17 protein-coding genes are annotated in these 22,143 nt (G+C 63.3%); 13 read left to right on the forward strand and 4 right to left on the reverse strand.

All coding sequences use genetic code 11. The features are described 5' to 3' along the window. Positions 1–8 precede the first annotated feature (8 nt). Together NKJ04_RS13645 and NKJ04_RS13650 are read left to right on the forward strand one after the other, a co-directional pair. The gene (locus tag NKJ04_RS13645) at positions 9–875 is read left to right on the forward strand and encodes a carbon-nitrogen hydrolase family protein (protein ID WP_352554395.1); all 867 of its coding nucleotides are present in this window, start codon (positions 9–11) and stop codon (positions 873–875) included. Next, on the forward strand, positions 872–1,297 hold the full coding sequence (locus tag NKJ04_RS13650; protein WP_023811158.1) for a DUF1178 family protein: 426 nt from the start codon (positions 872–874) through the stop codon (positions 1,295–1,297). The genes NKJ04_RS13645 and NKJ04_RS13650 overlap by 4 nt, the downstream gene beginning before the upstream one ends. Positions 1,298–1,301: 4 nt before the next feature. Here NKJ04_RS13650 and NKJ04_RS13655 read toward each other — a convergent pair whose 3' ends face one another. Beyond that, the gene (locus tag NKJ04_RS13655; RefSeq protein ID WP_352554457.1) at positions 1,302–1,787 is read right to left on the reverse strand and encodes a MarR family winged helix-turn-helix transcriptional regulator; all 486 of its coding nucleotides are present in this window, start codon (positions 1,785–1,787) and stop codon (positions 1,302–1,304) included. A gap of 96 nt (positions 1,788–1,883) precedes the next feature. On the opposite strand from NKJ04_RS13655, the gene NKJ04_RS13660 reads away from it, so the two are divergent. Continuing rightward, positions 1,884–2,810, forward strand: a complete 927-nt coding sequence (locus NKJ04_RS13660) for a DMT family transporter (RefSeq protein ID WP_352554394.1) — start codon at positions 1,884–1,886, stop codon at positions 2,808–2,810. Positions 2,811–3,172: 362 nt separating this feature from the next. Here NKJ04_RS13660 and ubiG read toward each other — a convergent pair whose 3' ends face one another. Both ubiG and NKJ04_RS13670 read right to left on the reverse strand, forming a co-directional pair. Then, the gene (gene ubiG / locus NKJ04_RS13665) at positions 3,173–3,922 is read right to left on the reverse strand and encodes a bifunctional 2-polyprenyl-6-hydroxyphenol methylase/3-demethylubiquinol 3-O-methyltransferase UbiG (protein WP_023811162.1); all 750 of its coding nucleotides are present in this window, start codon (positions 3,920–3,922) and stop codon (positions 3,173–3,175) included. A 211-nt stretch (positions 3,923–4,133) separates the two neighbouring features. Continuing rightward, entirely contained in the window at positions 4,134–5,975 is a 1,842-nt protein-coding gene (locus NKJ04_RS13670; RefSeq protein WP_352675595.1) for a CHASE3 domain-containing protein, read from the reverse strand. Positions 5,976–6,232: 257 nt separating this feature from the next. Here NKJ04_RS13670 and NKJ04_RS13675 point away from each other — a divergent pair, with 257 nt between their 5' ends. The 9 genes from NKJ04_RS13675 to NKJ04_RS13715 all read left to right on the forward strand — a co-directional run bounded on the left by NKJ04_RS13675 (position 6,233) and on the right by NKJ04_RS13715 (position 19,708). Further along, positions 6,233–7,486 carry an aspartate kinase gene (locus NKJ04_RS13675; protein ID WP_352675597.1) on the forward strand — a complete coding sequence of 418 codons (1,254 nt, stop codon included), beginning with the start codon at positions 6,233–6,235 and terminating at the stop codon, positions 7,484–7,486. A gap of 83 nt (positions 7,487–7,569) precedes the next feature. Further along, positions 7,570–9,840, forward strand: coding sequence for a phosphoenolpyruvate--protein phosphotransferase (gene ptsP, locus NKJ04_RS13680; protein WP_013529460.1), 2,271 nt, complete (start codon positions 7,570–7,572; stop codon positions 9,838–9,840). 10 nt (positions 9,841–9,850) lie between these two features. Next, entirely contained in the window at positions 9,851–10,930 is a 1,080-nt protein-coding gene (prfA, locus tag NKJ04_RS13685) for a peptide chain release factor 1 (protein WP_352675599.1), read from the forward strand. Beyond that, positions 10,923–11,798, forward strand: a complete 876-nt coding sequence (gene prmC / locus NKJ04_RS13690) for a peptide chain release factor N(5)-glutamine methyltransferase (RefSeq protein WP_352675601.1) — start codon at positions 10,923–10,925, stop codon at positions 11,796–11,798. The genes prfA and prmC overlap by 8 nt, the downstream gene beginning before the upstream one ends. A gap of 303 nt (positions 11,799–12,101) precedes the next feature. After that, the gene (locus NKJ04_RS13695) at positions 12,102–13,025 is read left to right on the forward strand and encodes a DUF4167 domain-containing protein (RefSeq protein WP_352675604.1); all 924 of its coding nucleotides are present in this window, start codon (positions 12,102–12,104) and stop codon (positions 13,023–13,025) included. A 219-nt stretch (positions 13,026–13,244) separates the two neighbouring features. Then, positions 13,245–15,851 (forward strand): ATP-dependent chaperone ClpB, encoded by a 2,607-nt coding sequence (gene clpB, locus NKJ04_RS13700; RefSeq protein WP_352675607.1) that lies wholly within the window; start codon positions 13,245–13,247, stop codon positions 15,849–15,851. A gap of 57 nt (positions 15,852–15,908) precedes the next feature. Beyond that, positions 15,909–16,274 carry an MmcQ/YjbR family DNA-binding protein gene (locus NKJ04_RS13705; RefSeq protein WP_352675609.1) on the forward strand — a complete coding sequence of 122 codons (366 nt, stop codon included), beginning with the start codon at positions 15,909–15,911 and terminating at the stop codon, positions 16,272–16,274. A 148-nt stretch (positions 16,275–16,422) separates the two neighbouring features. After that, a complete protein-coding gene (locus NKJ04_RS13710; protein ID WP_352675611.1) occupies positions 16,423–17,928 on the forward strand; it encodes a L,D-transpeptidase family protein in 1,506 nt (501 codons plus the stop codon). Positions 17,929–18,148: 220 nt separating this feature from the next. Next, on the forward strand, positions 18,149–19,708 hold the full coding sequence (locus NKJ04_RS13715) for an MFS transporter (protein WP_352675614.1): 1,560 nt from the start codon (positions 18,149–18,151) through the stop codon (positions 19,706–19,708). Positions 19,709–19,714: 6 nt separating this feature from the next. Here the strand turns inward: NKJ04_RS13715 and NKJ04_RS13720 are convergent, their stop codons facing one another. After that, on the reverse strand, positions 19,715–21,682 hold the full coding sequence (locus NKJ04_RS13720) for a M23 family metallopeptidase (RefSeq protein WP_164892966.1): 1,968 nt from the start codon (positions 21,680–21,682) through the stop codon (positions 19,715–19,717). Between the two features lie 252 nt (positions 21,683–21,934). Here NKJ04_RS13720 and NKJ04_RS13725 point away from each other — a divergent pair. Continuing rightward, a partial coding sequence (locus NKJ04_RS13725) for a hypothetical protein (protein ID WP_352441783.1) occupies positions 21,935–22,143 on the forward strand: 209 nt, incomplete at its 3' end.

Raw genomic sequence — 22,143 nt, forward strand, 5'->3', positions numbered from 1 at the left:
GAATGACGATGGGTGTTTTCAAAGCCGCTGCGATCCAGATGCGTTCAGGCGAGAGCCCCGAGCGCAACGCCGTCGATCTCGAACGGCTGGTGCGCGAAGCAGCTGGCCAAGGTGCCGCCTACATCCAGACGCCGGAAATGACCGGCGCGCTGATTCGCGACAAGGAAGCTCGCGCCACATCGTTCATGTCGCAGGACAAGGACATCGTCGTCGCGACCGCGCACAGGCTGGCCAGGGAGCTCGGCATCTTCCTGCATATCGGCTCGACCGCCATTTTACGCGCCGACGGCAAGCTCGCCAACCGGGCGCTGCTGTTCGGGCCGGACGGCGCCACGCTCGCGACATACGACAAGATCCACATGTTCGACGTCGATCTCGACAATGGCGAGAGCTGGCGCGAATCCGCCGCCTATGAGCCGGGCACCGAGGCCGTCGTCACCGAGATCGAGGGTGCAAAGCTCGGCTTCGCCGTTTGCTACGATCTGCGCTTTCCGCAACTCTTCCGCGCCGAGGCACTGGCCGGCGCCGACCTGCTTTCCGTACCTGCCGCCTTCACCCGCCAGACCGGCGAGGCGCACTGGCACGTGCTGCTCAGGGCTCGCGCCATCGAGAATGGCGCCTATGTCGTCGCCGCCGCGCAGGGTGGCTTGCATGAGGATGGCCGCGAGACCTACGGTCATTCGCTGATCGTCGATCCGTGGGGCCGTATCATCGCGGAAGCCGCGCATGACGAGCCGGCGGTGATCATCGCAGAGATCGACCCGGCGCAGTCGCTTGCCGCGCGTAAGAAGATCCCCAATCTCAGGAATGCGCGGGATTTCGCCGTCAATGCCGGCTTGGGCGAGGCGCCGCGGCTCAGGGGTGCAGCCTCTTGATCCGTTTTGCCCTGATCTGCGAGCACGAGCACGAATTCGAAGGCTGGTTCCGCAGCAACGACGATTTCGACACCCAGAAGAAGCGCGGCTTTGTCGATTGCCCGACCTGCGGTTCGCACAAGGTGCAGAAAGCGCTGATGGCGCCGGCTGTTTCCACGGCGCGCAAGCAGGAAACCATAGCGCTCGCCATGGGGGAGGCGCAGAAGCAGGCTCTGGCGCAGCTGAAGGCTATGGCCGAGAAGGTGCGCGAGAATGCCGACTATGTCGGCGACAAGTTCGCCGAGGAAGCGCGAAAGATCCATTTCGGCGAGAGCGACCCGCGCGGCATCTATGGCGAGGCGACGCTGGACGAGGCCAAGAGCCTAGCCGAGGACGGGGTCGAGTTCATGCCGATCCCGGTGTTTCCGGACGATCGCAATTGAGCGGCTAGCTGACGCTGCCGATCAATTTCTCAAGCAGCCGAGAGAGCGTTTCGCGTTCCGCCTGCGTCAAGCCCGAAAGCACCGCGTGTTCGTTGGCCACATGGGCGGTAACGGCCTCATCGATCAAGGCCAGGCCTTTTTCGGTCAGCCGCACGACAATGCCGCGCCGATCGTTGGGGTGCGGCCCGCGCAGGATCAATCCGGACATCTCCAGCCGGTCGAGCCTGTTGGTCATGGCGCCCGACGTCACCATCGTCGCTTCATAGAGAGCGGTTGGCGTCAGCGCGTAAGGTAAGCCCGAGCGGCGTAGCGTTGCCAGCACGTCGAATTCCCCGGACTGCAATCCATAACGGGCAAACAGCGGCGCGAGCCGTTCGCGGGCGATCAGCGAGGCGGCCTCGTTCAGCCGTCCGAGCACGGCCATCGGCGAGACATCCAGATCCGGCCGCTCCCGCTTCCATTGCTCGATCGCTCTTGCTGCCCTGTCCAATTGTCTCACCATTATTTATCTTGACGTTAAGAATCTTGCCATTATCTTATCGTAACATGCAATGCCGGCCAAGAGCCGCGCTACAGGATTCGGTCAATGAAACTTCTCTGGGATTCGGCGCTCGGCCTGCTGGTCGTCACCGGCGGCCTGCTCGGCCTGACGCTGCCCTTCGGCAAGCTCGCCACGGCTGCCGGCGTGCCGGCCATGGTCTGGGCCTTCGTCATCTCGCTCGGCGCCGGCGGGGTCTTGCTGTGCGTGCTCTTGGCTCGCGGCAAGCGGGTCCGGCTCACCGCGCACAAACTGCGCTATTTCTTCGTCACCGCCGCGGTGTCCTATGCTGTCCCCAACCTCCTGATGTTCTCGGCCATCCCGCATCTGGGCGCCGGCTACACCGGCATCATGTTCACCCTGTCGCCTGTCATCACACTGGTGTTCTCGATCCTGTTGCGTGTCCGGCGCCCCAACATGCTGGGCATTGTCGGCATCGCCGTCGGCTTCGTCGGCGCTGTCATGGTCGCGGTGACGCGCGGCGAGGCCGGCCAGCCGGCCGATTTGTTCTGGGTGGCGATGGGGTTGCTCATTCCGGTCAGCCTTGCCGTCGGCAACATCTACCGCACGGTCGACTGGCCGGACGGCACAGGCCCGATCGAGCTTGCCGTCGGCAGCCATCTGGCGTCAGCGGCGATGCTGCTTGCCGGCATTCTTCTCCTGTTCGGCGGCGAGGCTTTCGTGCCACTCGGCGGCGTGCCGCTGGTGGTGGTCGCGCAGGTCGCGTCGGCGTCGGCGATGTTTGCCTTCTTCTTCCGGCTGCAGGCGGTTGGCGGTCCGGTCTATCTCAGCCAGATCGGTTATGTGGCGGCCGCCGTCGGCCTGTTTGCCGGAACCATCTTCCTCGGCGAGCACTATCAGCTGCTGACCTGGGCAGGCGCGCTCATCATCACTGCCGGCGTGTTCATCACCACCAGGGCACAAAGCCAGAAGGGTCGAGTTCCTGCAGCCGGAACCGCCTTGCCGATCCGTTAGGCCTGGCTCGCGTCAAAGATTTTCCTGAGAGCCGGCGGGGCAACATTTCGCCATGACATCCGTATTGCGCTGCGAAATGTCTTTCATCGCATGCGTCAAGAATGATCGACGTCCAGCCCTTTCGTCCCCATCCACCAGGCACTGGCTTGAAAACCAGCGGTTCGGCTGCAGTCGTCATCTCTTGCTGGCCGATGTCGAGCTTTATGACGGCGCGATCGTTTTCGGGCAGCGACATGAAGATGCGATTGCGTACCGGAAGTCGGCCTTGCCGAAATGCGATTTCTCGGCCGCTTCGGGAAGCTCAAGCGCCAATTGTCGGGCTCTCACACTGTCCACGGCCCGACAAATCTCCAGATCAGCCTTCAGACCGAGCCTTTTTCCGCCAGGACCATGTAGTTGACGTCCATGTCCTTCGACCGCGCCCAGCGGTCGGCCAGCGGGTTGTAGGTGACGCCGGTGCGGTCGATGATGGTCAGGCCAGCGCCGCCAAGCGCCTTTTCGAGCTCTTCCGGGCGCACCAGCTTGCCGAATTGGTGGGTGCCGCGCGGTAGCCAGCGCAGCACATATTCGGCGCCGATGATGGCTAAGCCCAGCGCCTTCAGCGTGCGGTTGATGGTGGCCACGAACATGATGCCGCCGGGCCGCACCATCTCGCCGCATTTGGCGACGAACAGGTCGATGTCGGCGACATGCTCGACCACTTCCATGTTAAGGATGACGTCGAATTTCTCGCCGGCGTCGGCAAGGTCTTCGGCCGTCGTGGCGCGATAGTCGACGCTGACATTGCCCTCGGCAGCGTGCAGTTTGGCCACCTCGATGTTGGTTTCGGAGGCATCCGCGCCTACAACTTCGGCGCCAAGCCGCGCCATCGGCTCGCACAGAAGTCCGCCGCCACAGCCGATGTCGAGGATGCGCAGGCCCTCGAAAGGCCTTGCAGCGCGTGGGTCACGGCCGAAGCGCGTCGCTATCTGGTCGCGGATATAGGCCAGCCGGACCGGATTGAATTTGTGCAGGGGACGGAACTTGCCGTTCGGGTTCCACCATTCGGCGGCAAGGGCGGAAAAGCGTTCCACCTCTCCGGCATCGATCGTCGATCGTCGGGGCTCTGGCATGGGTTGGTCTCCTCGACACTACAGCGCCGCGCGTCCTCTTTGACGCGCAAAGGACGCTGTAGCACTTTAGATTCTGCGCATGATCCTTTCCGAAATCGACTTCGATTTCGGGGTCATGCGCTAGGAAGTCGGGCGTGAGGCCGCGAATGTCAAGGCAACAATTTTCGATGCTGCCCAAGGGACTGACAGACTGGCCGAGCTGGCAGCCTGCCTAGTTCGTGCCGAGCACGTCACGCAGTTTCGCCGCCAGTTGCTCGATGGTGAAGGGCTTGGCGAGGAAATGCACGTCGTGGTCGAGCACGCCATTGTGGACCACGGCGTTCCTGGTGAAGCCGGTGGTGAAGATCACCTTCAGCAGCGGCATGCGGGCAACGGCCTCTTCCGCCAGCTTGCGGCCGTTCATGACGGGCATGACGATGTCGGTGAACAGAAGGGCGACGTTCGGGTTCTCCGCCAGTTTCTGCAACGCTTCCTCGCCACTCGCTGCATGAATGACGGTGTATCCGAGTTCGCGTATGGCCTCGGTCGTGGAGACCCGCACGCGGGCATCATCCTCGACGACAAGGATCGTTTCGGTGACCGGTGTAGCGATGTTGTCGCCTCGCCCCGTGGTCACGGCCGGCTCTTCGGCGCCGAAATACCGCGGCAAGTAGATCTTGATCGTCGTGCCTTCGCCCGGTTCGGAATAGATATTGACGTGGCCGCCCGACTGTTTGACGAAGCCGAACACCTGGCTCAATCCCAGGCCGGTGCCCTTGTTGACCGGCTTGGTGGTGAAGAAGGGTTCAAAGGCCTTGGCCATGACATCGGGGGTCATGCCCGAACCGGTGTCACTGACGGCGATCATCACATACTGGCCGGCCGCGACTTCGGCATGGGCGGCGGCGTAGCTCTCATCGAGATGGCTGTTGGCGGTCTCGATGGTCAGCTTGCCATCATCGCCCATGGCGTCGCGCGCGTTGACGGCCAGGTTGAGAACGGCGTTCTCGATCTGGCTCGGGTCGGCATGGGTTTTCCACAAGCCTCCCGCCAGCACCGTTTCGATGCGGATGGTTTCGCCGAGTGCCCGACGGATCAGGTCGGACATGCCGGTCAGCAGACGGTTGGCGTCGACGATCTGCGGCGCCAGCGGCTGCTGGCGCGAGAAGGCGAGCAGCCGGGCCGTCAGATTGGCGGCACGGGTCGCGGCATCGATCGCCGCATCGACGAATTGTGCGATGTCGTGCTCGCCGCGCGCCAGCTTGCGCTGGGCGAGGTTCATGGCGCTGATGATCACCGCCAGCATGTTGTTGAAGTCGTGGGCGATGCCGCCTGTAAGCTGGCCGACAGCCTCCATCTTGTGCATCTGGCGGATCTGGGATTCGGCCTTTTCGCGTGTCTCGATCTCCTTGCCGAGGGCGACGTTCTTGCGCACCAACTCATCTTGGGCAACGGCAACCTCACGGAAGCGGCGGCGCGATTCCCTGATCGCGTAGCCGGCAAGCAGGAAGATCGCCAGCAGCGCCGCCACCGAACCGATGCGTAACCAGGCCTCGACCTGGTCGGTATGCGCATCGCGCGCGGCGACGGCTGCGGCGCTGATGCGTCGGACCGTATCCATGCTGGTCCGGATTTCCTCCATGACGGCCTTGCCCTGGCCGCTGCGAACCAGATCCAGCGCATTCGTCGCATTGCCCTGGTCGTACAGGGCAATCGTCTCGGCCAGTTCAGCCTGCTTTTGCGAAAGCGCGTCCTTCATATGGCTGATCTGCTGGACGAGCTGGTCGTCAGGGGCAGTCAAGCTGTCGATGCGGGCAAGTTGCCCCGGAATGGCGCCGACAGCGCGCTGATAGGGATCGAGATAGGATTCCTCGCCGGTCAGCAGATAGCCGCGTTGGCCGCTCTCTGCATCTTGCGCCAGCGAAAGCAGTCCCGAAAGCAATTGCTGATATTCGATTGCCTCGCGCGCGGCGGCGCGGTTGGCCCGCTGTTCCTCGACCAGCATGGCACGGCTGCCGACAATCAGCGCCAGCACGGCAAAGCCGGCGACAAGCGGGAGCGATTGCCATCGCATGGCGCGTCGAAGACGAGCAATCATCATCTGTTATGCCGAACCAAAAGAATTCCCCGCAGGCAGCATTTCGTAGGCGGCGGCGGGGCGGAAGGCAATATGCCGGCTTCTGGAACCGGCAATCGGCCGCCAGCCTTGCGAAACCTTCATCATTTGGCTAAGGAGGCCGCGCATTCAGCGGCCGGCGTCAGCCGGCCTTCCGCTTTTCGGGATTCCGGCTTTTGGCCGGGTCCGGCTTCAGGCAAAGGCATTTCGCTCCCATGGCGCGCATCGTGATGAAATTCGGCGGAACCTCGGTCGCCGACATCGCCCGCATCCGCAACGTGGCGCGTCACGTCAAACGCGAGGTCGACACCGGCCACGAGGTGGCGGTGGTCGTTTCGGCGATGGCTGGAAAAACCAATGAACTGGTCGGCTGGACGCGTGAGGCCTCGCCGATGCACGATGCACGCGAATATGACGCGGTCGTCGCTTCCGGCGAACAGGTCACGGCCGGCCTTCTGGCCATCACCTTGCAGAATATGGGCGTGCATGCACGTTCCTGGCAGGGCTGGCAGATCCCGATCAAGACCGACAATGCGCATGGCGCGGCGCGCATCCTCGACATCGACGGCGCGTTCCTGATCAAGCGCTTCGGCGAGGGCCAGGTGGCGGTGATCGCCGGTTTCCAAGGCATCGGCCCGGACAATCGCATCGCCACGCTCGGCCGCGGCGGCTCCGACACCAGTGCTGTCGCCATCGCCGCGGCGGTCAAGGCCGATCGCTGCGACATCTACACCGATGTCGACGGGGTCTACACCACCGATCCGCGCATCGAGCCCAAGGCGCGGCGGCTGGCCAAGATCTCGTTCGAGGAAATGCTTGAAATGGCTTCGCTCGGCGCCAAGGTTCTGCAGGTGCGTTCGGTCGAGCTTGCCATGGTGCACAGGGTGCGTACCTTCGTGCGGTCGTCCTTCGACGATCCCGACGCGCCCGGAATGGGGGATTTGCTCAATCCGCCCGGAACGCTCATTTGCGACGAGGAAGAGATCGTGGAACAGCAGGTCGTCACCGGAATTGCCTACGCCAAGGACGAAGCGCAGATTTCGCTGCGCCGGGTCGGCGACCGGCCGGGCGTTGCCGCCGGCATCTTCGGGCCGCTGGCCGAGGCCAACATCAATGTCGACATGATCGTCCAGAACATTTCCGAGGACGGCAAGTTCACCGACATGACCTTCACCGTGCCGTCGGGCGATGTCGACAAGGCGCTGGCCGTGCTTGAACGCCTCAAGGCCTCGATCGGCTACGATGTCGTGCAGTCGGAAGCCGGCATGTCGAAGGTTTCGGTCATCGGCATCGGCATGAGGAGCCATGCCGGCGTCGCCGCCACCGCTTTCAAGGCGCTGGCCGACAAATCGATCAACATCCGCGCCATCACGACCTCCGAGATCAAGATTTCGATCCTGATCGACGGTCCATATACGGAACTTGCGGTTCGTACTTTGCATTCCGTCTACGGTCTGGATAAGCAGTAGCGAGAACGATTTGAGTTGTTGCGTGTGCGCCGGTCGCGGTGGAAACTGCGGCGGGCAGAATGCCCATTGGAGAACAAGCCGCGATGCGTGATCAGGCCAGTGGCCCGCGCGTTTTGCTCAAACGGCTCCGCGAGCTCATGCAGGAGCCGCTGGAGCCGCAGGAGCGGCTTGACCGGATTGTGCGCGACATCGCCTCCAACATGGTCGCGGAAGTCTGCTCGCTCTATGTGCTGCGCGCCGATTCGGTGCTCGAACTCTACGCCACCGAAGGTCTGAACCCGAACGCCGTCCATTTGGCGCAGTTGCGGCTGGGCCAAGGTCTGGTCGGCACGATCGCAGCCAGCGCGCGGCCGCTCAACCTGTCCAATGCGCAGGAACACCCTGCCTTCGCCTATCTGCCGGAGACCGGGGAAGAGATCTACAACTCGTTCCTCGGCGTGCCGGTGCTGCGGGCAGGGCGCACGCTGGGCGTGCTGGTGGTGCAAAACAAGACCATGCGCCACTACCGCGACGACGAGGTCGAGGCGCTGGAAACCACCGCGATGGTGATCGCCGAGATGATCGCCACCGGCGATCTGGCGCGGCTGACCCGGCCCGGCCTCGAACTCGATCTGCGCCGTCCTGTCAGCTTCACCGGCCTGTCCTTCAATGAAGGCGTCGGGCTCGGCCATGTCGTGCTGCACGAGCCGCGCATCGTCGTCACCAATCTGTTCAACGAAGACAGCGAGGAAGAGGTCCGCCGGCTCGAGACCTCACTCAGCTCGCTCAGGCTGTCCATCGACGACATGCTGGAACGCCGCGACGTCGCCTTCGAAGGCGAGCATCGCCAGGTGCTGGAAGCCTATCGCATGTTCGCCAACGATCGCGGCTGGGTGCGGCGGCTGGAAGAGGCCATCCGCAACGGCCTGACGGCCGAAGCGGCGGTGGAAAAGGTGCAGAGCGACATGCGCGCCCGCATGCTGCACATGACCGATCCCTATCTGCGCGAGCGGATGAGCGATTTCGACGACCTCGCCAACCGCCTGCTGCGCCAGCTGATGGGGCGCGGGCCGGAAGATGTCGCGGCATCGCTGCCGAAGGATGCCATCATCGTTGCCCGTTCGATGGGGGCCGCCGAGCTGCTCGATTATCCCCGCGACAAGATGCGCGGGCTGGTGCTCGAGGATGGTGCCGCGACCAGTCACGTCGTCATCGTCGCGCGTGCCATGGGCATTCCCGTCGCCGGCCAGATGAAGGGCGCCGTTTCCATGGCGGAAAACGGCGATGCCATCATCGTCGACGGCGAAGAGGGCGTGATCCATTTGCGGCCGCAGCCAGATCTCGAGGCCGCCTACGCCGAAAAGGTGCGTTTCAGGGCGCGCCGGCAAGAGGTCTACCGCGAGCTGCGCAAGAAGCCGTCGACGACCAGGGATGGTGTCCAGGTCGATTTGCTGATGAATGCCGGTCTTGCCGTCGACCTGCCGCAGCTTGCCGAAGCGGGCGCGGCCGGCATCGGCCTGTTCCGCACCGAATTGCAATTCATGGTCGCTTCCACTTTTCCCCGGGCCGAGGCCCAGGAAAAGCTCTACCGCGACGTGCTCGAGGCGGCGCGCGGCAAGCCGGTCACCTTCCGCACCATCGATATTGGCGGCGACAAGGTGCTGCCCTATTTCAAGGGTGCGATCCAGGAAGAGAACCCGGCGCTTGGCTGGCGGGCGATCCGCCTGACGCTCGACCGGCCAGGGTTGCTGCGCACCCAGATCCGCGCTTTGCTCAAGGCCAGCGGCGGCCGCGAATTGAAGCTGATGCTGCCGATGGTGACCGAGCTGGGCGAGATCGCCCAGGCACGCGAGATCATCGACCGCGAGGTGCGGCATTTGTCGCGCTTTGCCCATCATTTGCCGACCAGCCTGAAGCTGGGGGCGATGTTGGAAGTGCCGTCGCTATTGTTCCAGCTTGATGAATTGATGAAGGCGGTCGATTTCGTCTCGGTCGGTTCGAACGACCTGTTCCAGTTCGTCATGGCCGTCGACCGCGGCAACACGCAATTGGCCAACCGCTTCGACACGCTGTCGGCGCCGTTCCTGCGGGTGCTCAAGCAGATCGCCGATGCCGGCGTCCGCAACCATACGCCGGTGACGCTGTGCGGTGAACTGGCAGGCAAGCCGATCTCGGCGATGGCGCTGATCGGACTCGGTTTCCGCTCGATCTCGATGTCGCCGGCCTCGATCGGTCCGGTCAAGGCGATGCTGACGGAACTGCCGCTGGACGAGTTGAAGGCGTTTTTCGACGACAATCTGATGGCTCCGGCACAGGGCTTGCCGATGCGGGCGCTGCTGCAGGCCTTTGCCGACGACCGTTCGATCCCGTTGTAGCAGCCTCATCATGGTCAATTTGCCCCGCGATCGTATGGATCAAGTCGTCAAGCGTTTCGAGATGCTCGAAGCGCAGATGTCGGCCGGCCCAGCGCCGGATGCCTATGTGCGGATGGCGTCTGAATATGCGGAAATCCAGGACATGGTGGCCAAGGTCAGGGCGCTGCGCCTGGCCGAGCATGAGCAGGCCGACCTCGAAGCCATGCTTGCCGACAAGGGCACCGATGCCGAGATGCGGGCGCTCGCCGAGGCCGAGCTGCCGGAGGTCGAGGACCGTATCGAGGCGCTGCAGAAGGACATCCAGATCCTGCTGTTGCCCAGGGATGCCGCCGACGACAAGAACGCCATTCTCGAAATCCGCGCCGGCACCGGCGGTGACGAGGCCGCGCTATTCGCCGGTGACCTGTTTCGCATGTATGAGCGCTACGCCGCCGAACGCGGCTGGCGTTTCGAGACCGCCTCGGCCAGCGATGGTGACGCCGGCGGCTACAAGGAAATCATCGCCACCGTGTCCGGCAAGGGCGTCTTTGCGCACCTGAAGTTCGAATCCGGCGTGCACCGCGTGCAGCGCGTGCCGGCAACCGAGGCGAGCGGGCGCATCCACACCTCGGCGGCAACCGTCGCGGTGCTGCCAGAAGCCGAAGAGGTCGACATCGACATCAGGGCCGAAGACATCCGCATCGACACGATGCGCGCCTCGGGTTCGGGCGGCCAGCACGTCAACACCACCGATTCGGCCGTCCGCATCACCCATCTGCCGACCGGCATCATGGTCGTGCAGGCGGAGAAATCGCAGCATCAGAACCGCGCCAAGGCCATGCAGATCCTGCGGGCCCGGCTCTATGATCTGGAGCGCGGCAAGGCTGACGAGGAGCGTTCCGAATCGCGCAAGTCGCAGGTCGGTTCCGGTGACCGCTCGGAACGCATCCGCACCTATAATTTCCCGCAAGGCCGCGTCACCGACCACCGCATCAATTTGACGCTGTACAAGCTCGACCGGGTAATGATGGGCGAACTCGATGAGATCATCAACGCGCTGATCGCCGATCACCAGTCGAAATTGCTCGCCGACATCGGCATCGATGACTGACCTGCCCGATGCACTCGGGCCGCTGCTGCGGGAAGCGCAGGTTCGGCTTGCCGCTGCCGCTATCGATGATCCGGCGCTCGATGCGAGGCTGATCGTCGAGCATTTTTCCGGCACCACGCGCACACAAGCCATTGCGGACCCCGAACGCAAGCTCGGCGCCGGCGTTGTTGCCGAAATCGATGCCGCCTTGAGACGCCGCGTTGGCAGCGAACCGGTGCATCGCATCCTCGGCTATCGTGAATTCTACGGTTTGCGCCTGTCGCTGTCGCCGGAAGCGCTGGAGCCGCGGCCGGATACCGAAACGCTGGTCGAAGCAATATTGCCCTTCGTCAAGGCAGTTGCGGCGCGGGAAGGCGAGTGCCGCATGCTCGATCTTGGCACCGGCACCGGCGCCATTGCGCTGGCGCTGCTCAGCGTCGTGCCGGCGGCTAACGCCAGGGGCGTCGATCTGTCCGCGGGTGCGCTGGCGACGGCGGCGCGCAATGCCGGGCAACTGGGTCTTGCAGGCCGGTTCACGACGCTGCAGTCGGACTGGTTCGAAAAAGTTTCCGGCCGGTACCATGTAATTGTCGCAAACCCTCCCTATATAACCACGGAAGACATTGGAAATCTGCAGGACGAAGTCCGCAATTTCGACCCGCGCCTGGCCCTGGATGGCGGCGCGGACGGTCTGAACCCCTACAGAACCATCGCAGCGGAAGCGGCAAGGTTTTTGGAAACTGAAGGCAGGATTGCGGTCGAGATCGGCCATACGCAACGCAATGAGGTCTGCGAGATATTCGCTGCAGCCGGCTACGTGCCGGGCGGTGCTTTTCGTGACCTCGGTGGAAACGACAGGGTTGTTGTCTTTGAAAGGATAAAGCCTTGACGCAGTGCAAAAAAGCGCTTGGCAATGCCGGGGAATGCGGCTAGGGTCGCCTTAACCGGATGAGACGAAGCAGGCAGTGCTCTTAGCGATTCGGTTTTCCTTGGAAATAGCTGCCTTCTTGCGCAAACGATGCCCAAGCTTCGTGCGGGAATCGTCCGGCAAGTGATGTAACCGGAACAGGATGGCACGTGGCGCCAACGCAATCGATGCGGGCGAACGCCGGTGAAGAGACGAAACGGCTGGCTGCATGAGCGCCTCCGTTCGTGAAGAGTTTTTCGAAAATTTCAAAATGAAGAGAGTTTGATGAGGCCACAACAGCAGAACAGGCGCATGCGCGGTCGCAACAATAGTGGCGGCGGCGGTGGTAACAATAACAACAACAATAACAACAACAACCGCAAGGGGCCTAATCCCCTGACGCGCAACTACGAGAGCAATGGCCCGGATGTGAAGATCCGCGGTTCGGCTCAGCAGATCGCCGAAAAATATGCCACCCTTGCCCGCGATTCTCACAGCTCCGGCGACCGGGTCATGGCGGAGAACTATCTCCAGCACGCCGAGCACTACAATCGCATCATCGCGGCCGCACAGGCGCAGATGCCGATCCAGAACGCGCAGCAGAATCGCGATGATTTCGACGATGACGGCGACGAGGATCGCGACGATTTCGACAATGGCGGCAACAACAACAGCAACACTGTTTCCGACGCCCAGATCCCGGTGATCAACCATGGCGCCGGCCCGCAGCCGGTCATCGAAGGGACGCCGGCCGAGGTTGCGCTCAACCGGGAAGGTGGCCGCGAGGCCCGCGATAACAATGGCGGGCGTAACAATGGTGGCCGCGACAACAATGGCGGGCGCCATCGCGATCGTCGCCCCAATGGCGGTTATGGCCAGAACGGCCAGCGCGACTTTGGTTCACCCGTGGAACAAGGTGGTCAGCCCCAGGGCAACGAGACCCCGGTTCAGGGCGAAGCCGTTTCGCCGACCGAATCTGTAGCGCCGGCCGAACCGGCTCCGTCGTTCGAGAATCTTTCCCCGGCAGGTCTTGCCGCCCAGGCCGAACTCAACGAGGCGGCCGCCGAAAGCGGGGCTGCCCGTCGTCCGCGTCGTCCGCGCCGCCCGCGCGTCAACGCCGATCAGGTTGATGGCGGTGGCGAAAGTGCCGAGGCGGCCCCGGTCGAAAGCGGCAATGCCCAGCCGGTCAATGTCGATATCGACAACTGATCAAACGGCACCTCAAGACATGGAACGGCGGGGAGAAATCTCCGCCGTTTTCGTTTGGGCGGCCGTGCAATATTATGAAGTTGCCGATATCGAGACGTCTTGAGGGTTCGGAACTTGTGCACCATATCAGCCTCAACTGGACCCGGCTCGAATGGGCGGGTCCGTCACCGCAATCGGATCCGGTGCCGCAAAGCGGGCCGGTGATGGAAGGAGACAGATATGAACCTCGAGAAATACTCAGAGCGCGTGCGCGGCTTTATCCAGTCCGCGCAGACTATGGCGCTTTCCCGCAACCATCAGCAATTCACTCCTGAACATATCCTGAAAGTGCTCGTCGACGACGATGAGGGCCTGGCCGCGTCGCTGATCGAACGCGCCGGCGGCAACGTCCGCGACGTCAAGCTTGGCGTCGAGGCGGCGCTCGAAGCGATGCCCAAGGTCGAGGGCGGCAATGGCCAGCTCTATCTGGCGCAGCCGCTGGCAAAAGTGTTTTCGACCGCCGAGGAACTGGCCAAGAAAGCCGGCGACAGCTTTGTCACGGTGGAGCGGCTCTTGCAGGCGCTCGCCATGGAGAAATCGGCCAAGACCGCCGACATACTGGCCAAGGCCGGCGTCACCGCGCAGGCGCTCAATCAGGTCATCAACGATGTCCGCAAGGGCCGCACCGCCGATTCGGCGAGTGCCGAACAGGGCTACGACGCGCTGAAGAAATACGCGCGCGACCTGACCGCGGATGCCCGTGCCGGCAAGCTGGACCCCGTGATCGGCCGTGACGACGAGATCCGCCGCACCATCCAGGTGCTGTCGCGCCGCACCAAGAACAATCCCGTGCTGATCGGCGAACCCGGCGTCGGCAAGACGGCGATCGCCGAGGGCCTGGCGCTGCGCATCGTCAATGGCGACGTACCGGAATCGCTGAAGGACAAGCAGCTGATGGCGCTCGACATGGGCGCGCTGATTGCCGGCGCCAAATATCGCGGCGAGTTCGAGGAGCGGCTGAAGGCAGTGCTCTCCGAAGTCACCTCGGCCAACGGCAACATCATCCTGTTCATCGACGAGATGCACACGCTGGTCGGCGCCGGCAAGGCGGATGGCGCCATGGATGCGTCGAACCTGTTGAAGCCGGCTTTGGCGCGGGGCGAGTTGCACTGCGTCGGCGCCACTACGCTCGATGAGTATCGCAAGCATGTCGAGAAGGATGCAGCGCTTGCCCGCCGCTTCCAGCCGGTGTTCGTCGACGAGCCGACGGTGGAAGACACCGTCTCGATCCTGCGCGGCCTGAAGGAGAAGTACGAGCAGCACCATAAGGTGCGTATTTCGGATTCGGCGCTGGTGGCGGCGGCGACGCTGTCCAACCGCTACATCGCCGACCGCTTCCTGCCGGACAAGGCGATCGACCTGGTCGACGAAGCCGCATCGCGGCTGCGCATGCAGGTCGATTCCAAGCCCGAGGCGCTGGACGAGATCGATCGCCGCATCATGCAGCTCAAGATCGAACGCGAGGCGCTGAAGGTCGAGACGGACGACGCCTCGAAGGATCGGCTTGCCCGCCTGGAAAAGGAACTCGTCGGCCTTGAGGAAGAATCGACCGAGATCACCGCCAAATGGCAGGCCGAGAAGCAGAAGCTCGGGCTTGCCGCCGATCTGAAGAAGCAGCTCGACGAGGCGCGCAACGACCTTGCCATTGCCCAGCGCAAGGGTGAATTCCAGCGCGCCGGCGAGCTTGCCTATGGCAAGATCCCGGAGCTGGAAAAGAAGCTGAAGGAGGCCGAGGCCCAGGACGGCAAAGCCGGCATGGTCGAAGAGGTGGTCACCCCCGATCATGTCGCCCACATCGTCTCGCGCTGGACCGGCATTCCGGTCGACAAGATGCTGCAGGGCGAGCGCGACAAGCTGCTGCGCATGGAAGATGAGATCGGCAAGCGCGTCGTCGGCCAGGGCGAGGCGGTGCAGGCTGTCTCGAAGGCCGTGCGGCGCGCCCGCGCGGGCCTGCAGGATCCGAACCGGCCGATCGGCTCGTTCATGTTCCTCGGGCCGACGGGCGTCGGCAAGACCGAGTTGACCAAGGCGCTGGCAAGCTTCCTGTTCGACGACGACAGCGCGATGGTGCGCATCGACATGTCGGAGTTCATGGAAAAGCACTCGGTCGCCCGGCTGATCGGTGCGCCTCCCGGCTATGTCGGCTATGAGGAAGGCGGCGCGCTGACCGAAGCGGTGCGGCGCCGGCCTTATCAGGTCGTGCTGTTCGACGAGATCGAGAAGGCGCATCCCGATGTGTTCAACGTGCTGTTGCAGGTGCTCGACGATGGCCGCCTGACCGATGGCCAGGGCCGCACGGTCGACTTCCGCAACACGCTGATCATCATGACGTCGAACCTGGGCGCCGAATATCTCGTCAATCTCACCGAGGATCAGGACGTCGATCTGGTTCGCGACGAGGTGATGGGTGTCGTCAGGGCGTCGTTCCGGCCGGAGTTCCTCAACCGCGTCGACGAGGTGATCCTGTTCCACCGGCTGCGCCGGCAGGATATGGGCCGCATCGTCGAGATCCAGCTCAAGCGGCTGGAGAGCCTGCTTGTCGATCGCAAGATCACACTTTCGCTGGACCAGGAGGCGGTCGATTGGCTGGCCGCCAAGGGCTACGACCCTGCCTATGGCGCGCGACCGCTGAAGCGAGTGATGCAGAAGGAATTGCAGGACCCGCTGGCGGAGAAGATCCTGCTCGGCGACATCCTCGACGGCTCGACCGTCAAGGTGACAGCCGGTTCCGATCGGCTGAACTTCCGCTCGAAACCGACGATTGTGGCGGCGGAAGTGGCAGCCTGATCCAAAGCCGCGCGTCCATCCTGGACGCGCGGCTTTTTCATATAAACGGGGGCGGGGATGACGCTGGACGACTATAACAGCTTCTGCGCATCGCTGCCTGCGACGAGCCATGTCGTCCAGTGGGGCGGAGCCCATGTCTGGAAGGTCGGAGCCAAGGTCTTCGCGATCGGCGGCTGGGACCAGGGCCAGCAGCTCTTCGTCACGTTCAAATGCTCCGAAATCGCCTATGATGTGCTCAAGGAGCAGCCGGGCCTGCGACCAGCGCCCTATCTTGCCTCGCGCGGCATGACATGGATCCAGCGTCGGACAAGCCAGAGCATGGATGATGCTGCGCTGAAAGACTATCTGCGCGAGAGCCATCGCCTTGTTGCCCTGAAACTGACGAAGCAGGCGCGCAAGGAATTGGGGCTTGCCGCAGGCTAGCCAATATTCGTCGAGGTGCCGGGAAACCGCCATCTTCATGCCCGGTTCATGTTGGAACCATATGGTGGGTAACTGGTTTGCTGGCGAGGGGCTTCGCCAGAGAACAATGCCGGGCGGCGGCAATTACGGACCGGAGAGTTTCGCCACTATGCTGCGTACGATCTTCACCCTTTCGGTACTTGCCGGCGGGCTTTTGTCTGCCAATGCAATCGCTGCCCCAACGCAGGACAGCGCACCACCGATTGTCCGTGCCGCCGATACCGGGGGCATCCTTATCGCCCAGGACGGCAATCTCGACATCTACTACGACGCTAGAGGCAACCGCGTCATCGTCGATGCCGATACCGGCAAGGTCATCGCCATCCAGCCGCCGCAGACCCGGCTCGACCGTCGTGCCCTGCGCCGTGAGACACGACTGCGCGAATTGGGCCGCGCCCCCGACGGCGACGACCGCTACTATCTCGACGATCCGGAAGACATGGCGCGGTTCCGCCGCCAGCAGTTGGAAGAGGAAGGCCGCGTTATCCCGCCGCCGGCGGACGAGTACGATCCCTATGGGGACAATTCCGTCGAAGCCTATCCTCCCCCACCGCAGGACGATGGCAGCTACGACGACAATTATCCCGACGCGCCGCAGCCGGCGAAGCCGGGCACCATCAAGCGCCAGCCGCTGAACGAGGCCTCGATAGACCCTGCCCAGCCGGCGATACCCGCCGATCAGGCGGCTCTGCCACCAAAGGCTGACGACAAGGCCACTGTTGCCCCAGCACTTTCGCTGGGAGCGCGCCAGGATGTCGCCGCCCTTCAGGTGCTGCTCGACCGGGGTGGCGCTTCGCCTGGCGTCATCGACGGGCGTTTCGGTTCGAATGTCGACAAGGCGCTCGCTGCCTACAACCAGATCACCGGCGCCAATCTGCGATCGACCGACGCGGTCGCCATCCAGGCGGCACTTGCGCAATCCGGCGGCGATGCCTTCGCCAACTACACGATCACAGCGGAGGATGCGGCCGGTCCCTATGTCGCGTCGATCCCGGAAGACTACAGCCAGAAGGCGCAACTCGACCGCATGGGTTATACGTCCGTGACCGAGGCGCTCGCGGAGCGCTTCCACATGGACGAGAATTATCTCAAAGCGCTCAACCCGGACGTCGATTTCAATCGTCCCGGCACAACCATCAAGGTCGCCAATTTCGGAAAACTGGTTTCGACGCCGGTGGCCCGCATCGTCGCGGACAAGGACAAGAAAGAGGTTTTCGCCTATGATGCCGGCGGCAGACTGGTCGCGGCCTATCCCGCAACCATCGGCTCATCGGACACGCCGTCACCGTCCGGCATACACACGGTGTCGCGCGTCGCGCTCGATCCGAACTACACCTACAACCCCAGCATCAATTTCAAGCAGGGCCAGAACGACAAGGTCCTGACCATTCCGCCGGGCCCGAACGGTCCCGTCGGCTCGGTCTGGATCGCCCTGGACAAGCCGACCTATGGCATCCACGGCACGCCGGATCCGTCGAAGATCGGCAAGACCGAAAGCCATGGCTGCGTACGCCTGACCAACTGGGATGCGCGGGAGTTGGCCAAGCTGGTTTCACCGGGTGTCACGGTGGAGTTTGTCGGCGGACCTTCAGCCGATGATTTTGCGCAGCAGTGAACTGTGAAGTGCGGCGGCATAGACCAGATGCACGATCAGAATGAAACCGAGCTTTCAAGTGGTCGCCTCACCGAAATTCCCGCCGGCTGCGTGTAACGGCGCCAGCATGACTGTGCCATTTGCGCCCTGACAGAGTGCGACCTGGCCAAACGGCTGGTTTCAGCGACAGCAAGCCACTGGCTGGTTGTTGCCGGTGCGCTAGGGGTTTAAGCAAGATTTCATGCATTCACCGAGTAAAGCTGCCGCCGTCCCGCTGACCAGCCCGGTCAGGAATGGGACGTTCTGTCCGCAGTCGCAGCGGCGATTTGTGCTGATCGCGGCAATTCTGGCCTCGGCGCTTGGCTTCATAGACGGCTCGATCCTGGCCATCGCCACACCGGCGATCCGCGTCAATCTCGGCGCCAGCCTGGCCGAGGCGCAGTGGATTTCCAATGCCTATGCGTTGACGCTGTCGGCGCTGATCCTGGCCGGGGGTGCCGCCGGCGACCGATTCGGCCTACGCCGCGCCTTCGTGGCCGGCATTGCGCTGTTCATCGTCGCTTCGCTTGCCTGTGCGCTGGCGCCGAATGCCATTGTGCTGATCGCATTTCGTGCCGTCCAGGGCATTGGCGCAGCGATCATGGTGCCCGGCAGCCTCGCCATCATCGCCAAGGCCTACCCGAAGAAAGAACGCGGCCGCGCTATCGGCATCTGGGCGGCGGCTTCAGCGCTGACCACGGCACTTGGCCCGGTGTTCGGCGGTTTCGTGCTGTCGGCCTTCGGCGACGGCATCTGGCGGGCGATCTTCGCCATCAACCTGCCGCTCGGGCTTATTTCGATCTGGCTTCTGCTGGCCAAGGTTCCAGCCGATACGCCGACGGAGAAACGCAGCCTGGATCTCGGCGGTGCAGCGCTCGCGACATTGGCCTTCGGCGCGCTTGCCTATGGGCTGACCTCGATGAGCGCCAGCGGCGAGGGCCTCATTGCAGGGCCGAGCATTGCCGCAGGCGTCGTATTGCTGGCTGTCTTCATCTTCTTCGAGCTTCGGCAGCGCGAGCCGATGATCGACCTCAGCCTGTTTCGCGTCGGTGCTTTCGCTGGCGCCAATGTGGCGACGTTCTTCCTCTATTTCGCGCTATCGGCCAACCTTTTCTATCTTCCGATGCTGCTGATCGCCGGCTGGGGACTGAGCACGGCCGAGGTCGGCTTCATCTTCCTGCCCTTGTCGGCAGCGATCGCGCTTTTGTCAGGACCTGTCGGCAAGCTGTCGGACCGGATCGGACCGCGTTTTCCGATCGCCTGCGGCAGCCTGGTCGTGGCTTTTGCGTTTGCCGGGCTGGCCTTGCTCACCTACGCCGGTATCCATAATTTCTGGACCGGAACATTCCCGCTGATGGGGCTGATGGGGCTCGGCATGGCTCTGGTCGTATCGCCTTTGTCGACCGCGATCATGACGGCGGTGGAAGACAAGGACACGGGGGCGGCCTCCGGCATCAACAATGCCGTCTCACGCATCGGCGGTTTGATCGCGGTGGCGGCGATGGGCTCGCTTGCCGCATGGGTTTACGCGAATGCGCTGGACGCGAGCGCAACGCCGGGCATCCCAGGATTTGGTGAACCGGCGCCAGCCGGGCTTGGGCCGGCCATCGATGCGGCGAGGCTCGCCGCCAGCGACGCCGCTTTTGCCGCGGTCTCTTCGGTGACCGCGCTGCTTTGCCTGTTTGCGGCTGTCATCGCCTGGACGACCATTCCCGGTGAGCGATTGCCATGGTCGCGACAGGCCGAAGATCAGCAAGGCTGAAGCGGGTCAACCGTCGATCTTGGCGCTCGCAACCTTCAGCGAATCGCTGTCTTCCTGCTTCAGCAGTTCGTCGATGCGCTCGCGCTCGCGCTTGAAGGCAACGAGGTCATCGCCCTTCAGCACCTTGCCGACCGGCAGGCGGACACGCATCGGATCAACCTTGGTGCCGTTGACGATCAGTTCGTAGTGAAGATGCGGGCCGGTGGCGAGGCCGGTCTGGCCGAGGAAGCCGATGGTCTGGCCCTGGCGGACGTGCACGCCCGGTTCGATGCCTTTGGCAAAAGCGCTCTGGTGATTGTATGATGTCTCATAGCCATTGGCATGGCGGATGATGATCTGCTTGCCGTAACCGCCGGCCCAGCCGACCTTCTCGACCGTGCCGTTGCCGGCGGCGATGATCGGCGTGCCGATCGGCGCGGACCAGTCGACGCCGGTGTGCATGCGGACATAGCCGAGGATGGGATGCCTGCGGGCGCCGAAACCGGAGCGGAATTTCCCGGCGGGCAGGGGATTGCGCAACAGGAACTGCTCGGCGCTCGAGCCGTCCTCATCGAAATAGTCGGTGCCGCCGTCCTGCATCTGGAAGCGGTAGAAGTTGCGGGTCTGGCCGCCGAACGTCGCCGAGACGTAAAGAAGCTCGGAGCTGTCCGAGGTCTGGTCGTCACCGTCGGGCTGCGAGAACAGGACTTCGATGCGGTCGGCGGGGCTGAGGCGGGATTGGAAGTCGACGTCGGACGCCAGCAACTTGATCAACCGCTGCGTCATCACCTTGGACATGCCGTAGGAATAGGCGGCGCGGTAGATGCCGTCATAGACGTTGGGCAGGTTGCCGCGCACCACCACGGGCGCCGACGAATCATCGAAGGCCGTCAGCAATTCGGGGTTCGGATCCGGTTCCTGCGCCGGCACATACTGGCCGCGATCGTTGAGCGCGATGGTGACGATGTGCTGGGTCCGGTCATAGACGCTGGTGCGCACGACCTTGGCGGCATCGCCGTGAACCTCAAGACCGACACGCAGCACGGTTCCAGCTTTGAGCGCCGTTGCGTTGAGCAACTTGGCGATGGCTTCGGCCATTCCGGTGGCATCTTCACCCGTGTAGCCCGAATTAGCAAAAGCCTCGGTGACGTCGAGATCCTTGGTGAAGGGGATGATTTCCTCGGCGAAAGCCGGCGCCTGGTCGTCAACAGTGGCGCGGGGCGCCACCGAGACATTTTCCGGCACGATCTTGACGTCGTAGGAGCCCGCCATGCTCTCGGCAAAAGCTTCGCCGAATCGCTGCGGGTCGACATAGTGAAGTGAAGCGACCTGCACGGCGCCGTCGCTGAGGTCGGTGCCGGCTTCGCGCACCACTTTTTCCACCTCGTCGGCGGAGAGGTCACTCTTTTCGTCGAAGGAAGCCGTTTCGATCGGAAAATCGATGGTCTTCAGGCTCATCTCGCTTTCGACCTTGGCGCCGTAGATCTGGCCGGAAGCGGCAGAGGCCGTCGCCGGCTGGGCATTGTCGTCGCTGTCGTCGCCGAACACCTGCATCGGGTCGAAGGGTGGGTAGGCGCGGCTGGTGGTGTGGCCGGCGGCAAGGGCCATCTTGATCTGGACGAAAGGCATGGTGTGGATGACGTCGCGGTCGCCGACCTTGGTGACCATCGACACTTCCATGCGGCGGCGGTCCTTGGCCTTTGCGATCTGACGCGGCGCCACCAGCCTAGTGGTCTTGGCGACTTCGCCAGAATCCCCGTTGCCGGCAAGGCTGATCAACTCGGCGATCTCGGGTGGGGTGGCTAGTTGCTGGCGGCCGTCAAGGGCGGCGAACAGCGCCACGCCCATCAGCACGCTCGAGGTGACGCCAGTGAGAAATGTTCCCGACAGCCAGCGTGCAGAAACCTCGCGCCGGTCGGGCGGGCCGCTGCGGCCATCCGCGACAAGCGGCGGCTCGTTGCCGAGTTCGGCTATGACATCTTCCGTGTCTGGCATCCAGAAAGGCTGCTTCTTCCCCGGGCGGAACGGCTTGTCGCTTTTGTTGTGGCCGTGACATTTGCCTGTCATGGCAGGTGAAGTCAACGAAGCGCCAGGCTCCGAACGAATTGCCCCCAAGCACTTCTCTTATAGAGCGCCCTACCAGGCGGGGCGGTGTACCTTCTCTGCAAGGCCATCGCACACTCCTATATAGGAGGGCTCATAAGAGAGGGGCTGCTCCGTCGGCGGCGCCCACTTTCGTTGGCTTTGGTGTCGAACGGCAATGCGGCGGCAATAGGGCTCCTTCCTGGCCGTCCAATCGGTATTGCCAGCGTTCCCCTGGGGCAGTCGGCTATCGACAGATCCGGTCCGAAATTTCTGTCGCAAAAACTTCAAAAACATTGTCGATGTGTGTTGACAGTTGTCGAGTGTGGCGACTATATACGCCTCACGAACGAGGGCGGCTCGCCGCTGGCGAC

It is taken from the genome of Mesorhizobium sp. M0618 (genome assembly GCF_040320765.1).
GTDB lineage: Bacteria > Pseudomonadota > Alphaproteobacteria > Rhizobiales > Rhizobiaceae > Mesorhizobium.